Origin of the sequence: Streptomyces sp. NPDC059169 (assembly GCF_042755225.1) — a bacterium.
GTDB lineage: Bacteria > Actinomycetota > Actinomycetes > Streptomycetales > Streptomycetaceae > Streptomyces.
Window position 1 is genome coordinate 56,329 of the sequence record NZ_JBHZCF010000003.1, and the last position, 14,728, is coordinate 71,056.

A 14,728-nucleotide genomic window follows, 5' to 3' on the forward strand; every position below is an offset into this window, starting at 1 on the left:
CGTTGCGCGAGCTTCTTGGAGCAAGTCAGTGCGGCGACGATGGGCAGGCCTCGGCTCCGTCGGTCGTTGTGGACCACGTACGGAGATCTTGAGACCACGCGCAGCCCGTGGCAGGCTCATGCCGCATGATCGATGAATTCGCGAAAGACAACCTGCATGGGAGGCTGCGGCGGGACCGCAAGGCGCTCCTCTGGAAACTCGACGGCTTGTCGGAATACGACGCCCGCCGACCTTTGACAGCGACCGGGACCAACCTCCTCGGCCTGGTCAAACACGTGGCCACCGTCGAGGCCAGGTACTTCGGCGAGGTCTTCGACCGCCCTTCCCCGGAACCGCTGCCCCGGTGGCAGGACTCCAACGGCAGCGATCTGTGGGCGACCGAGAGCGAGACCAGCGGTCAGATCATCGGGTTCTACCAGCGCACGTGGGAACACGCAGACGCGACGATCAACGAGCTTCCCCTCGACGCTCCTGGCCACGTGCCGTGGTGGCCGGAGCCTCATGCCGACACGAACCTGTTCACCGTCATGATCCATGTCCTCGGCGAGTCCATCCGGCATGCCGGGCACGCCGATATCCTGCGCGAGGGTCTCGACGGCCGGACCGGGTTGCGTGCCGAACACGAGCAGCAGCTCGACGAGCAGGCCCGTGCGGCCTACTGCGCGAAGATCGAGCAGGCCGCTAGGTCGACCGTACCCACCAAGGCCTAGCCTCCCTGTTTCGCTTCGCGTGGCTGAGCTGGTCGGATCCGGGTGAAGCGGTGGTTTCGGTCGTTCGTGGCTGTGTGGGCATGGCCGGGGCGCGACGCGTGGATCGGGTTCTCCGGGGTTCCTCGGGTCGTGGGTGGTCAGGGGCGGTGCCGTGGTTCAGGTGGCCGGCCGTGGAAGGGCTGTGAGACGGGCGAATGCGCTGGTCAGCTCGATTCGCCAGGGCCAGGACGCGGAGATCCGCAGATGCAGACGGCGACCGCCTCGGGTGATGCGGGCAGCTGCGTGCAGCAGCCGGTAGCGGAGCTTCTTCGGTTCGGCGGTGGCCAGTTCGCCTTCCGGCAGCAGCGTGCGCATCCAGGCGAGCAGGTCGAGGGCGGTCAGGGACAACTCCAGCCAGGCTTGGTTGATGGCGAAGTGCCGCGAGGGGAAGCGACCGAAACCGGTGGTCTTGCCGCAGCGGATGCGGTCCTCGACGCGGGCGTGCGCCCGGTGGCGGGCTTCCAGGTGCTGCAATGAGCCTTCGCAGTCGCCGTAGGGGGTGTCGGTGAGGAAGACCTGGTGGTGCATGCCCTCGTCGAGGTCGAACAGGGACAGCTGTGCGCCGGGGTGCGGGTGCTCACGCCGCACGACGATCCGTGTGCCTTCGGGATAGCCGTCCTGGTCCACCATGCCGGTCAGCTCGGCGACCTCCGCTGCGGTGCGCAGGGAGCCGTCCTGCTCCAGCGCGGGATGCCAGACGTGTTCGGGCAGGGCGCGGATCGCGCGGCGGGCCGGTTCGGTGACAGGGTGTCCGACCGAGAAGAACGTGTGGCTGCCGCGCGAGCGCAGGGCCCGGATGTGAGCGAGGAAGGCTTTGGTGCCTCCGGCGCTGTCGGTGCGGATGAGGGTGGGAGTGCCGTGGCGGTGGGCGTCGGGGATCTGGGCCAGGGCCGCATCGAGGACGGCGATGTGGTCGGCGGCGGTGTTGGCGCCGGCGTTGCCTGGCCGCAGCACTCCGGCCAGGGCTTCGCCGGTGTTGTACAGGAAGCAGAGCAGCGGGTGGTAGCCGAAGCCGCGCTTGTAGGTGGCCGCGGCCTGCTCCTTCTCGGAGTGGCAGGTGACGAGTGTGGCGTCGAGGTCCAGGACAAGGCCCGCAAGGTCGCGTCCGCCCGCGCGGGCTACGGGCATCCCGGGGCCGGTGTCGGTGGCCTGCATCCAGGCGATTTCGCGGGCGATGGCCCTGGCCGAGCGCAGGCGGGCGAGTGCAGCCGGGTCGATTGCCGGCCAGCAGGCGCCAGGCGGTCGGGGTGGAGGCGACGGGGCCGAACACCTCCGCCTGGTCGCGCAGCAGGGCCAGGTCCGCTATCGCCTCGCCGCCGTCGGCGAGCATGACCGCGAGATCGACCGCGATTCGGCCGGGGCCGTGCCCGGTGCCACGCGGTCGCAGCTGACGCAGTGCGTCCGTGAAGGCGCCGGTCAGGTCAGTGACATCGGAGAGATCGGCCAGCAAGCGGGATCCGGCGTGGCTGGCCGCCCCGTGACCATCGGCCGACACGACGAGCTTGGGACGCGACCGGGTCGGGTGCACGCAGAAAGTGCCTTCCTGCTGGGATGACGGAGACCTTGGACAAGCCTCATCATCCCAGCCCAGAAGGCACTTTCGCTTTTCCGATCAAGACTCGGACACCGCCGCAAGTGAAACACGCGGGCTAGGCGCTCCTAAACGGTCAGATGGCGTCGCCGATCAGTTTCCAGGGCTCGTGGTCGGCGTCGGCTCCGGTGCCCGGGGGGCTGCCCTTCGTCTCCCACTTGGCCTTCCAGACCTTGCCGTTGTACTTGACCGTGGTCTGCTCGATCGGCTGGCTGGCCGGGGAGTAGATCTTGGTCGCGTCCCAGTTCGCGGCATTACAACCACCGGCCGGCGGGGTCGCCCTACCGAGTCCCTTGAGGTTGTCGGTCGCCGGTGCGTACGCCGTACCGCCGATCGACAGACTCGTGTTCACCGGACCGGTGATCGGGAGGAAGTAGATGATCGGCAGGTCGAGCGACTTCCCGGCCGGGATGATCTGGCAGTAGTCCAGCGTCGTGCTGACCCGGTGGAACGTCGTACCGGGCGTCAGCTTCCACTGGCCACCTTGGGCACCGGTCTGCCAGTTGGCGTCCTTGACCAGCGGTGACGTCGAGACTGGAATGTCGAACGACAGCTTCGTGTCCTTGCCACCGCCGAGCGTGCGCCCGGTGTTGTTGGTGATCCGGACGGTCGGCTGCAACGGCCACAGGTTCGCCGTGGCGGTCGGGTAGTTGACCATCTCGACGCTCAGGTTGGTGGTCACCGTCGGCGCGACACCACTGCTGCCGGTGCGCAGATTGTTGTCATAGGCGCCGATATTGCCGAGCTTCTCGTTCAGCCGGGTGGTCAGCGTGTACCCCATCCCGCACGGGGTGTCTGGCTGGACGTCCGCCGGGCAGGAGTAGTCGCCGCCGAGCTCCCACATCATCACGCCACCCGCACCGGTCGACTTGATCAGATCGGTGACCGCGTCGATGCCCTGCTCGTCCTCGGTCGACAGGAACACCTTCTTCTCGGCGTTCCACAGCCACGACGTCTTCGTGGTGTCGTCCCAGTGCCGGGTGTACTGGCCCGTGCGCCGGTCGGTGATGTCGGTCTCCGGCGTCAGCCCGACGCTGCGTGCGTAGACCGGCGTGATGTTCTTCTCCAGGTTCTTCGTGTGCCACAGCGGGTTCGTCCCGGAGCCGAGCTCGCTGCCGTTGTTGGTCTCGTCGTGCCAGATGTTGTCGATGCCGATGGCACCGTCACCACACGGCCGCTTGAGGCCCGTACCCGGCTCGCAGCCGCCCGGCTTCTGCGACGTGCCCCACAGACCGTTTGTACCGCCGGTGGCATTCTGCCAGCCACGCGTGTAGTAGGGCACACCGATGTTGACGCGCCCAGCCTGCATCGCGCCCCGCATGTACGTCATCGCCCAATGGGTGTTGAAGTACCCGATCTTCCCGTACTCCGGAGTGGCGTACTGATCGGCCAGTTCCGGGTCCTTGCCGTCGTCGAACAGCGCCGCGTTCGGACCCACGACGTCGTTCCAGGTGCCGTGGTAGTCGTAGGCCATCAGGTTGGTGAAGTCCTGGTAGTCCAGCGCGGTCTGGTTCGCCATCCCGCGGGCCAGGTAGCCGGAGGCCGTCGACGCCGAGGTGAGCAGGTAGTACTTGTTGTCCGCGACCGAAGCCCGGTTCAGCGAGTCCCGCAGCGTTTTCATCAGCGCGTCGTACGTCGTGGGCAGACCCCTGCGACGCGGGTTTGACACCGCCCAGTCGGTCGGATTGCCGGTGTCCTCGAGGACCGTGGGGTACTCGAAGTCGATGTCGACACCGTCGAATCCGTAGGTCCGCAGGAAGTCCACGACCGAGCGCGAGAACGTGTCGATCCCGCCCTGGTTGACCGAGCCGTCGGCGTTGGTGGTCATCGCGTAGAAGCCACCGGAACCGGCCCAGCCACCGACCGAGATCAGCGTCTTCACCCGCGGGTGCAGGCGTTTGTACTTCGTCATCTGGTTGAAGTGCCCCTTGTAGGGCAGCGAGGGATCCATCTCGGCGCCGACCTCGCCGGGCCACTCCTTCTGGGTGGCGTTCGAGTCGACCTTGATCTGGTTGTTCTCCACCGACGCGAACGCGTAGTTGAGGTGGGTCACCTTCGACCACGGGATGTTCTTCACCAGGTAGTGCGGCGTGCCGTCGGCGCCCGTGCGGCCACCGTTGAAGTAGCCCACGACCCGGCGGCCCCGGCCCTGGCCGAGCCATTCCCGGCCGTCACTCTGATAGACCTTGCAGTACGGCGTCGCCACACCCGGCGTGGTCGCCAGACCGTCCGGCCGGCAGTCGCCGGACGCAGCCGGCCGCGGGCCGCCGTCGTCGCCACCGGGGTGCGACTCCATCGGGTCACCGACACCACCGTTGACACCGAGATCACCGGCACCGCCGTCGCTGCGGCTGCCATCGCCGTAGCTCGGCACCAGCCAGCCCTCGATGTCACCGGCATCGCTCGCCATGGCCGCCGTGACGGCGGTCTTCGCCGTCGCTGCCGTCGTACCGGAGCGGGTCAGGGCGAAGTCCTCGATCCCGTCGCCGTTCAGGTCGGCGAAGGTCCCGAAGGTGCCCTGGAACGGATCGTCGGCACGGACCACGCCCAGCGACTTCCAGCCGGCGGTGACGCTCCACGGAGCGCCGGTGTTCTGCCAGGCCCGCACCTCACCGGTGGTGTACTCGACCCGGACCGTGTCGGCCTTGCCGTCACCGGTGATGTCGGCGAAGGCGACCTGCGCGCCGCGCGCCTCACCCGGAGTGGCGAAACTCTCGACCTTGTCCCAGCCGCCCGGAGTCGGCATTCCCTTGCCCTTGTTCTGCCAGGCTGTCGGGAGGCCCATCCGGTCCAGCGTGATCAGGTCGTCGCGGCCGTCACCGTCGAGGTCGGTGAAGTACAACTCCGGCTCGTAGCCGAGGTTGTTCGCGACGATCGTCGCGCTGTCCCAGCTGACCTTGTCGCCACTGCTGGTGTTCCGCGACATCCGCATCGCGGGGATGCCAGTCGGCGAGTCGGCTGTCGGCAGGATCCGGATGTAGTCGTCCTTGCCGTCATCGTCCAGGTCGGCGAAATAGACCAGCGCCGGGTTGTTCCCGCGGTCGGCCGGGCTGATGTCGCCCAGTGAGACCGGGGCCTTGCGCGGGTCGTCGTTTTGCCAGCCGGTGACCTTGCCGTCCGTACCGACCACCGCGTAGTCGGCCTTGCCATCGCCGTTCAGGTCGGGGAACGCGATCTTCGAGCCGGTCGCGGCGGCGTCCCGGATCTTGCCGATCGGCTCCCAAACGTACGAGCGGCCGCTGATCATGCGCTGCAGGACCGCGATCCGAGCTCCTTCCGCGAAGGCGTCCGCGATCTTCTGGTAGCCGGCGTCGGTCGGGTAGATCTCGTTGGTGATGTCCTGCGGGGTGACCGAGCCCAGATCGACCAGCACCAGCCGTGCGCCGCCCTCGATCTTGGCGTAGGCCATCGTGCGGAGCGCGCTGTTGTAGGCGTCGATTCGTGCCTGGTACGTCGGGTTCGTCGACGGCGGCAGGGTCCCGAGCAGGACCGTGGTCGTCGGCGAGGCCCGGTAGATCTCGTCCAGGAAGCTCTGCATCTTCCCGGCCGTCGCCGTACCGTCGGCACCCCCGGCCAGATCGGCCGTGCCCGCGACCAGGGTCATCATGTTCGGTCGCAGCGTCTGCAGCGAGGGGATCGCCTCGGCCTTGATGTCGTCTATGCCCTTGCCGTCGAACCCCATGTGGTCGGGGTCGCCGCGCTTGCCGTTCTTCAGTTCACCGACGAAATCCGTGCGCTTGAAGAGGAGACCGGCCACCGTGCCACCGACCACCGCGATGGTGGTCAGGCCCTTCAGGATGCTGTGCAGGGGGTCCCGGAAGCCATCCTCGTGGGTGCTGTGCACACCGGCCGTGATCCCGTCACCGGTCGGCATCACTCGGAGCTCGTCGATCGACGGGCTGGCGCCGGCCGCATTGAGCTGGCCGGACTGGACCGGCCGGTGGTCGGAATTGCCCTCGGACCGGACCGTGACCGTCAGGTCGTGGTCGAAGTGCGTGGTGACGAAGTAGTCCAGCTGACCACCGCTCTGGTGGGTCGCCGTACCCGGACTGTGGATCCGCATGGTCGGTGGGAAACTCGTCCGTTCGGCGAGGACGTGCGGCTCGACGTTGAAGTCGCCACCGATCGTCGCGTGGTAGGTGACGCCACGCTGCCTCCCGAGGCTCTCGAGCTGGTCGTCAATGGCGTCCAGCATCGTCCCGGAGTCACCGCCACCGCCGGACAGGCCGTGCATGGTGAAGTACCACTCGTTACCGAACCGCGCGCCGAGCGCGTTCCGGCCGGCGTCGACCGGGTTGCCGACGACGATCAGCTCGTCGGGCGCCTCGGTCAGGACGAGCGCGTTGTTGACCCGGCCGCCGATCCGGCGCGGGTTGGTCGCGTCGTCGGCGGACTGCAGGAAGTAGACCTCACGGGTCGGGATGGCACTGCGGTAACCGCTGTCGACGGTCCAGGTCCGGTGCAGCACGGTGAACTGATGCGTGTTGCCCTGGCTGTCGGTCGTGGTGAAGGTCTGGTCAGGCTGTGCGACGCTGTTCTGAGGCGGCTGCGGGCCGACCTCCTGAAGCATCAGGATCGGAAACTGCAACGCCAGCCGCTGGACCGTGTTGGTCCACTTGCTGCCGTCCTGTGCCGAGTTTCCGGCCCCCTGCATGTTCCAGGTGACCAAGGGCGTGGTGGCCGCAGGGAAATCGGTGGCGGCGGCCGGAACGACAAGCGACGCTGCCAGCCCGGCCACCACCGCCACTGTGGATACTAAGCGGCGGAACAAGAGTTCCCCCCATTTCTCATGTCCAATAGATCGGGAACAACCGAATCGTTGGAAACCAGTTGGATTCAATCATTCATGAGGCCCCGTCAGCTTACTGGCGGGGCCTTTGTGGTGAGCGGTGGTGATGATTTCAGAGTCGGGGCAGGTTGAGCGGCCGGCTTACATGCAGTTAACCTCGAAGTTTCGTGACGGCCCGCCGACCGGGTCGGTGGACCGTTTTCGTGCCGTGGGTTGAGGCTGTGCAGGCTGAGGGCCCGAGTGTCGCCTCGGGGTGGCGCCGGGTTCCACTGCTCCGGGCCGGTGGTGCTGTCGTAGGGGCGGGATTCCGCTGGTCAGCCAGGGCCGGGTAGTTGGGTGAGTCGGTCGAGGGCTGCGGTGATGTGACCGGTCCAGGGCCAGTGCCGGGCCAGGCGGAGGATGTGCCGACGGCCGGTGGTCACGAACTGTCCGGCCGCGGTGAACAGGCGGAGTCGTAGTCGGCGGGGTTCCCAGAGCCTGGCCTTGCCGGTCGGGGCGAGCATCGGCATCCAGGCCAGCGGGTCGAGGGCGATCTGCACAATCTCCAGCCAATCCTGGGGTGCAGGGGTGAAATGGGCTGGTCAGTAAGGGTGGTGACGCAGCAGAGCCCCTCGTCGTTGGCGTGGTGATCTCACTCATCACACCGGCGGCCAAGGGGTCCTGTTGGTTCCGTATCCTGCCATGCTCGACGTCCCGTATGAGCTGGTCGAGCACGTCTCCTGGCTCATCTACGCCCGAAGGCGTGAACTGAACTCACCATGGAGACGGCTCGGCTGCTTCAAACAGGCACTTCTCCTCCTGGCCCACCTGCGGAAGAACGAAACGTTCGCCCAGCTCGCGGCCGGGTTCGGTGTCTCGACCGCGACGGCCTGGCGCTACGTCGACGAGACCCTGGACGTACTCGCGGCGTGGGCGCCGGACCTGCACGAAGCCCTCACCGGACTGGGCGAGGGCGACTTCGTCCTTGTCGACGGCACTCTCATCCCCACCGACCGCATCAAGGCAGACGAGCCTTACTACTCGCAGAAGCACAAGCAGCACGGCATGAACGTGCAGGTCATCGCCCGGCCGGACGGCACACCGCTCTGGTTCTGCCGAGCGACACCGGGCCGCACCCACGACCTGACCGCCGCGCGTGCCCACGGCATCGTCCAAGCCTGCCTTGCCCGGCAGATCCTCGTCCTCGCGGACCGTGCCTACCAGGGCGCCGGCGCCACCGTCCGCACCCCCTACTACCGCCACCGCGAACAGCCCGAGCACTACCAGCAGTTCCACCGCGACCACGCCCGACTCAGAGCACCCGGCGAACGCGCCTTCGCGCAGCTGAAGTCCTGGCGCCTGCTCCGCCGAGCGCGATGCTCCACCCGCCGCATCGGCACCATTGTCCAGGCCGTCCACACCCTGCTGACCTGCAACTATTCAGGATGAAAACAGCTCACTGACATGGATCTTGGGACGCAACCCGATACTCTGCACGTAGAAAGTGCCCTCCGCCTGGACCGACAGAACCCCTCAGCAAGGTTCATCGTCCCAGGTCAGGAAGGCACTCTCGCGTTTCCGCCCCAAAGCCAGCCGCACCCAAGTGAAACAGCGAGGCTGACCAGCGGCTGTGCCTGGCGGCACCTGCCGCCGACGTTCGGCACGTCGCCCTCCACCGCGCATCGGCGCTTCACGGTATCGACGGAGGCCGGCCTGTGGCATCGGCTGCACCGGGCGGTGCTGGACGAACTCGGGGCGAGGGCTCACGCTTACTCGCCTTCTTCGGCCTGGCCGCCGACCTGGCCTGCTCCAAGAAGCGCGCGCAACGTGCCACGTGAGACACCCTCCAAGACGGCCACTCGCTCGCCGCACAACCGACGCAAGGGTGGCACCGCACAACTCGGCACCACCGCACCGGGACAGCGCGCCCCCCTACGGCAAATTCCCCCACCCCCTGCGTGGCGGACGACGGTCAGACGGATGACGAGGGACCCGCTGACGCCGGCAGGCCCATGCGAAGGGCGCAGGGAGCTCAGCGCTCACCGCCTGACGACGGCCGCCAGGCCGGAGCCAGGGCGCACCCCTTCCCCGGGGAGTGTGGGGAACCACCGCCCCGGAACCGAGACGGCCGCCCAACCCGAGACCGGGCCAAAGATGTTGCTCTTCGTGACTGGTCCGGTGGATGATCTCGGCCCGTGGCTGCCTTCCTTTCCCTCCTGGCGACCGTGTTCGTCGCCGTCGCCATCATCCGCTGGATCCCCCGCGCGCGCCTTCGGTACTGGGTACGCAAACGGTTCAACCCCACCGCGTACGGCCTCCCACCGCGCGACCAGCTCGACGCCCGGCGGGCCGGACCACCACGCCCCGCCTACGAGTACAAGGAGATGCAGGCTGTCGCCGATGCAGCCTGGTACGGCGACTGGCGCCCGGCCGCCGCCTACATCGAGGCGGCGGGCCGGAACTGGGACGAGCGCTGGTCGCGCCTGGAACTGCTCCAGCAGATCGCCGAGGAGTCCGACGCCTGGGTCGAGCAGTGGCGCGCCGCCCGGCCCGAGGACGGTGACGCCGCCACGCTGCACGCCTCGCTGCTCCTGCACCGCGCCTGGGCCATCCGCGGATCCGCCTATGCCCACCAAGTCCCCGCGCGGAACATGCGGCGCTTCCACGAACTCCTCCCCGCCGCCATGACCGCCGCCAAGGCCGCCGCCGAACTGGCGCCGAAGAACCCCGGCCCCTGGGTCGTCATGATCACCGCCGCGCGCGGCATGCAGTACACCGGCCCCGACTTCCACCGCCTTTGGGAGGGCTTGATCGTCCGCGCGCCCCACCACTACGCAGGCCACTGGCAGGCCCTGCAGTACTGGTGCGACAAATGGTTCGGCACCGACCAGCTCATGCTCGAATTCGCGCAGCGAGCCGTCCACGCCGCCCCCGCCGGCAGTCCCCTGGCCGGCATCTACCTCCACGCCCTCGACGAACTCGACAAACGCTCCTCCCCGCTCCCGTCGGTCGACGCGTCGAGAAGCCTCCTGCAGGACGTGGCCCGCTCCCTCGACCTCGTCCCCGCGGACCACCGGGCACTGCCCCCGCTGCGCCACCGCCTCGCCCACCACCTCAACCGCGCAGGTCTCCACGACACCGCCCTCGAACAGTTCCGGCGCATCGGCCCCTGGTGCGGCGCCGAACCATGGCACAGCGCATCCGATCCCGTCGCCGCCTTCGACCTGGCCCGCGGCACCGCCGCCAAACACGCCAAACACCACAGCCCGACCGACGACACCTCGCCCACCACCCAAGAACGGCCTAGCTAGCGCCCCCGGCGAGCCATCCTCCGCACGCCGTCAGTGAGTCCACCGCCACCATGAAGTCGAAGGTCAGGGGATGGTGGCACCCGTACTCAAGGAATCGCCCTGGTCCTGGGTGGCCGTCAGCAGAGAGGATTCGTCAGGAGTCGCGCTCGTTCGAGGAGGCGACGGAGGGGTGAAGCAGCTCTTTCCGGGCGACCAGTGCGGCGCGCCGCCTGGAGCTGGGAACCGGACTGCACCGGTGGCTACGGGAAAGCCACCGGGTCGCCGGCCGGCTCCAGGGCCTGCTGCCCCGTATCCATCCCTCGTTCGAACGGGTGCTGGGGTCGCGGTTGCAACACCCGGCCGTCCGTGGCCGGCGGAAGCTGCTGGCCGGGCGGATCGAGGAACTGGTGGAAGCCCGACCTCTTTCGACGGTCCTGACGTCCGCGACGGAGGTCGGTCGCGTGGACGAACCGCTCCGCAGACAGCGGTTCGGCGTTTGCGGCGGGTTGAGCAGGACCAGGGCGAAGTCTTCCGGCAGGCGTACCGCGAGCGAGGAGCAGACCTCTCCGAGGAGGTGGGTGCCGAGCAGAGCGAGGATCGCGCGGGCCGCTCGTACGGCTTCCTCCGCAGTCTCGTACTCGTCGCGTTCGCGTACGGGGAACCCCTCGCGTCGCAGTGTCATCGGATAGCGTCCCTTCTGCCCACCGTCGGGAACGGGAGACGGAGAACGGGGCGGGAGGGGGAGATCTGTTGCCCCGTCCTCCGTGCCGGTGCAGTCCGGGTCGCCGGATGTCAGCCGGAGATCTCCTTGCGGCTGGAACTGCCGCCGATGGAGATCTTGCGGGGCTTGGCGCGCTCGGCGATCGGAATGCGCAGGGTGAGCACGCCCGCGTCGTAGTCGGCCTCGATGCGCTCGGTGTCGAGGGTGTCGGCGAGGACGATCTGGCGGGAGAAGACGCCCAGCGGCCGCTCGGACAGCTCCATCTGGACGTCCTCAGCCTTCGCCACGGGCCGGCGCTCGGCCTTGACGGTCAGCATGTTCCGCTCGACATCGATGTCGATCGCGTCCGCGGCGACGCCGGGGAGGTCGAAGGCCACGACGTACGTATCGCCCTCACGGTAGGCGTCCATCGGCATCGGCGAGGGCCTGGACCAGGTACCCGGGCCCATCAGCTGCTGCGCCAGGCGGTCCAGCTCACGGAAGGGGTCGGTGCGCATCAACATCGTGGAAACACCTCCAGCGGTTCGGGCAGTTGCTGCCAATGCGCTTCACTGACACCGTTGTAGCATGTCATCCAATGGATGACAAGCGTTTACGTCATCCATTGGATGACAAGCATCTGAAAGGTGTCCATGCCCCCCGCCCGACCAGCCCTCCCCGCCCAGCCCGGCATCGTCCGTCGCCGCCGCGACCGCCCTCAACACCATCGGGGCCGCCCTGATCACCGCCCGGCGCGAAGCCCCCGGCACCGCTGACACACAGCTGGCCCCGAACGAGCCCTGGCCTCCCTCATGCTGCTGCACCGCGTCCGTGAGCAGCTCGCCGGATGGGAGACCGGCCTGATCGAAACCGCCCGCGACGCCGGCGCCAGCTAGGCCGACCTCGCCAACCCCTCGGCGTTGCCGGCCGCCAGGCCGCCGAACGCCGCTACCTGCGCGGCCGCCGCGGCCGCGCAGGGCATCGGACCGGTCGCACCCGCGGCTCACCCGTCGGGCCGCACGGCTGGACCACGACGGGCCGCTGCCGACCATCGCGGACACCGTCATCCGCCTGGTCGTGGAGAAGCTGTCGAACGGTGGGGTGAACAAGCCAGCATGGCTGTTCTCAGTGGAGTTCGCTGAAGCGTTCGGTTGCTCGGGTGCGTCCGGCGACGATGATGGTGTCGGCTGCTTCCACGACGGTTTCGGGGGTGGCGTAGGTGAAACCTTCGCCAGGGCGTTTGATGGCGACCACGGTGATGCCGTATCGGGAGCGGACGGCGCTGCTGGACAAGGGGAGGCCGACGATGTCGGCAGGCGGGTTGGTTTTGACCATGGCGAAGTCGTCTTCGAATTCGATGTAGTCGAGCATCCGGCCCCGCACCAGGTGGGCGACGCGCTGCCCCATGTCGTGTTCAGGGTAGACGACGTGGTGGACACCGAGTTGGGTGAGGATGCGACCGTGGGCTTCGCTGATGGCCTTGGCCCAGACGTTCTCGATGCCGAAGGAGATCAGCAGCGAGGCGGTGAGGATGCTGGCTTCCAGGTCGGTGCCGATGGCGACGACGGCGCGGTCGAACTCGTGGACGCCCAGTTGGCGCAAGGCGTCCTCCTTGGTGGAGTCGGCCCGCACGGTGTGGGTGAGGGAGCCGGAGAGGGCCTGGACGATATCGGCGTCCTCGTCGATGCCGAGGACTTCAGTGTCTTCGTCGAGAAGTTCCAAGGCCAGGGCGCGGCCGAAACGGCCCAGGCCGATGACGACGACGGAGCCCTGTGGCCCCGTGCGCCTCTTCTTGGAGGTGGTCTTCCTAGCCAATGACGGGTCGCTCCTCGGGAAGGTCGTACAGACGGACGCGGGTGCGCAGGGCGAGCGCGGAGGCGACGGTGATGGGACCGAGCCGGCCGATGAACATCAACGCAATCACCAGAAGCTGCAAGCCGGCGGGCAAGTCGGCGGTGATGCCGGTGGACAGCCCGACGGTGGCGAAGGCGGAGGTGGCCTCGAACAGCGACTGGTCCAGGCTGTCGTCGGTGAAGACCATGAGGGCCAAGGTCGAGATGACGACCGCAGCCACGGACAGCAGCACCACAGTCAGGGCCTGACGCTGGAGGTCGCCGTGCAGACGGCGGTGGAAGATGTTCACCGCACCCTCGCCGCGGATCTCGGCGTATATGACGAAGAACAGCACAGCGAAGGTAGTGACCTTGATACCGCCGGCGGTGCCGGCGCTGGCGCCTCCGATGAACATCAGCACGTCCGTGCCCAACCAGCTCGCGGGGTTCATCTGCGAGGTGTCGATGCTGTTGAACCCGGCGGTGCGTGTCATGACGCCCTGGAAGAAGCCGGCCAGCATTTTCCCGGAGCCGTCCAGGGGGCCCAGGGTGGCTGGGTTGGACCATTCGATCGCGGTGATGAAGGCGCTGCCACCCACCAGGAAGATTCCTGAGGCCCACAGCACGATCTTGGTGTGCAAGGACCAGGCCCCAGGTCGGTGCCACCGGCGACGCAGTTCAAACAACACGGGGAAGCCCAGCCCGCCGGCGATGACCGCCAAGGCGATGGGCAGGCAGATCCAGGGATCGGTCACGAAGCCCATCAGGCTGTCGGAGTACAGGGCGAACCCGGCGTTGTTGAATGCCGAGACGGCGTGGAAGACCCCCAGCCACAGTGCCCGCGGCAAGGATTCGTCGTAGGTGGTCGCGAACCGCAGGGCGAGCACCAGCGCGGTGACCGCTTCCAGCAGCAGACTGACCTTGACCACACCGGTCACGACCGCGCGGACGTCGCCGAGCCCCAAAGTCTTGGTCTCCGCGGCCGCCGTCAGCCGCGCCTTCAGGCCGATGCGCTGGGAGACCAGCAGAACCAGCAGGGAGGCGAAGGTCATGATGCCGAGGCCGCCCACCTGGATGAGCGCCAGGATCACCGCCTGTCCGAATCCGCTCCAGTAGCCGGGGGTGTCGACCACGATCAGACCGGTCACGCACACCGCGGAGGTGGAGGTGAACAACGCCTCCAGCGCACCGGCTCCGCCCGGACCCGCCTTGGCCACCGGCAGCATCAGCAGGGCGGTTCCGGCCGCGATCGCTGAGGCGAAGCCGGCCACGACCACCTGCGCAGGATGCCGCAGACGCGGCCACGGCCGCGTCACCACACCAAGCCTTCCGCCTCGCGGAGGGGGATCCAAATTTTTCGCACTGGGAGACGATAGACAACGCCCGTGCCACCCTCGCCACCGGACCCTCCCTTGCGCGTCTGTCGTTTCTCGGCGAAAGGGTCGACCACTGTCACTCCGGCGTTCCCGTCACAGAGTGCACGATGGGTGAGACGATCAAGCGTACTCAAGCAGTCCACCGTGGGACGCCCCATTCAGCTGTTCCTGCGGCGCCGAGGTTCCTCGTCTCGCTCCCCAGCGACGCTCTGCCGGTCCGCCTCCTACCACCCGTCCTCCTCGTCCCGCGGTTGTCGGGCGTCGCTGTACGCCTTGCTCGGCTCTGGCAGAGTGGCGTCGCTACTGCGCCACCCGAGAGACACCTTCTCCGCGGCTCATGGCACCCGGTGGTCCCCTACCACCCATCCGGTGGCGTGCTCCCGAGGCTGTGGGGACAATCTGCGGATGCTTGATCGAATGTG

7 protein-coding genes and 5 pseudogenes are annotated in these 14,728 nt (G+C 67.9%); 5 read left to right on the plus strand and 7 right to left on the minus strand.

Features of this window, described 5'->3' with window-relative positions; genetic code table 11:
- The first annotated feature begins 125 nt into the window (after window positions 1-125).
- Window positions 126-710 carry a DinB family protein gene (locus ACFXOM_RS06525; protein WP_384947475.1) on the plus strand — a complete coding sequence of 195 codons (585 nt, stop codon included), beginning with the start codon at window positions 126-128 and terminating at the stop codon, window positions 708-710.
- A 156-nt stretch (window positions 711-866) separates the two neighbouring features.
- On the opposite strand, the pseudogene ACFXOM_RS06530 reads toward ACFXOM_RS06525, so the two are convergent.
- From ACFXOM_RS06530 to ACFXOM_RS06540, 3 genes and pseudogenes are all read right to left on the minus strand, one after another.
- Window positions 867-2,340, minus strand: a pseudogene (locus ACFXOM_RS06530) (IS1380 family transposase).
- Window positions 2,341-2,416: 76 nt separating this feature from the next.
- Window positions 2,417-7,078 (minus strand): glycosyl hydrolase family 18 protein, encoded by a 4,662-nt coding sequence (locus tag ACFXOM_RS06535; RefSeq protein ID WP_385037172.1) that lies wholly within the window; start codon window positions 7,076-7,078, stop codon window positions 2,417-2,419.
- Between the two features lie 365 nt (window positions 7,079-7,443).
- Window positions 7,444-7,680 (minus strand): annotated as a pseudogene (locus ACFXOM_RS06540) (transposase); the annotation flags it as partial.
- Window positions 7,681-7,751: 71 nt separating this feature from the next.
- Between ACFXOM_RS06540 and ACFXOM_RS06545 the strand changes: the two are divergent.
- The 3 genes and pseudogenes from ACFXOM_RS06545 to ACFXOM_RS06555 all read left to right on the plus strand — a co-directional run bounded on the left by ACFXOM_RS06545 (window position 7,752) and on the right by ACFXOM_RS06555 (window position 10,419).
- Window positions 7,752-8,557: pseudogene (locus ACFXOM_RS06545) on the plus strand (transposase family protein).
- A 171-nt stretch (window positions 8,558-8,728) separates the two neighbouring features.
- Window positions 8,729-8,869: pseudogene (locus ACFXOM_RS06550) on the plus strand (transposase); the annotation flags it as partial.
- Window positions 8,870-9,303: 434 nt separating this feature from the next.
- Window positions 9,304-10,419, plus strand: coding sequence for a hypothetical protein (locus ACFXOM_RS06555; RefSeq protein WP_384927776.1), 1,116 nt, complete (start codon window positions 9,304-9,306; stop codon window positions 10,417-10,419).
- 133 nt (window positions 10,420-10,552) lie between these two features.
- Here the strand turns inward: ACFXOM_RS06555 and ACFXOM_RS06560 are convergent, their stop codons facing one another.
- Both ACFXOM_RS06560 and ACFXOM_RS06565 read right to left on the minus strand, forming a co-directional pair.
- On the minus strand, window positions 10,553-11,080 hold the full coding sequence (locus ACFXOM_RS06560; RefSeq protein ID WP_384927778.1) for a hypothetical protein: 528 nt from the start codon (window positions 11,078-11,080) through the stop codon (window positions 10,553-10,555).
- A 110-nt stretch (window positions 11,081-11,190) separates the two neighbouring features.
- Entirely contained in the window at window positions 11,191-11,622 is a 432-nt protein-coding gene (locus tag ACFXOM_RS06565; RefSeq protein ID WP_384927780.1) for an Hsp20/alpha crystallin family protein, read from the minus strand.
- A 136-nt stretch (window positions 11,623-11,758) separates the two neighbouring features.
- On the opposite strand from ACFXOM_RS06565, the pseudogene ACFXOM_RS06570 reads away from it, so the two are divergent.
- A pseudogene (locus tag ACFXOM_RS06570) lies at window positions 11,759-12,098 on the plus strand (type III effector protein); the annotation flags it as partial.
- Window positions 12,099-12,223: 125 nt separating this feature from the next.
- Here ACFXOM_RS06570 and ACFXOM_RS06575 read toward each other — a convergent pair.
- Window positions 12,224-12,913 carry a potassium channel family protein gene (locus ACFXOM_RS06575; RefSeq protein ID WP_384927782.1) on the minus strand — a complete coding sequence of 230 codons (690 nt, stop codon included), beginning with the start codon at window positions 12,911-12,913 and terminating at the stop codon, window positions 12,224-12,226.
- Window positions 12,906-14,225 (minus strand): TrkH family potassium uptake protein, encoded by a 1,320-nt coding sequence (locus tag ACFXOM_RS06580; RefSeq protein WP_384928976.1) that lies wholly within the window; start codon window positions 14,223-14,225, stop codon window positions 12,906-12,908. The genes ACFXOM_RS06575 and ACFXOM_RS06580 overlap by 8 nt, the downstream gene beginning before the upstream one ends.
- Between the last annotated feature and the right edge of the window lie 503 nt (window positions 14,226-14,728).

Excerpts from the sequence above, each read along its gene's own strand:
- ACFXOM_RS06565 (WP_384927780.1), bottom strand. The coding sequence starts at position 11,622 with ATGTTGATGCGCACCGACCCCTTCCGTGAGCTGGACCGCCTGGCGCAG.
- ACFXOM_RS06560 (WP_384927778.1), bottom strand. The coding sequence starts at position 11,080 with ATGACACTGCGACGCGAGGGGTTCCCCGTACGCGAACGCGACGAGTAC.
- ACFXOM_RS06525 (WP_384947475.1), top strand. The coding sequence starts at position 126 with ATGATCGATGAATTCGCGAAAGACAACCTGCATGGGAGGCTGCGGCGG.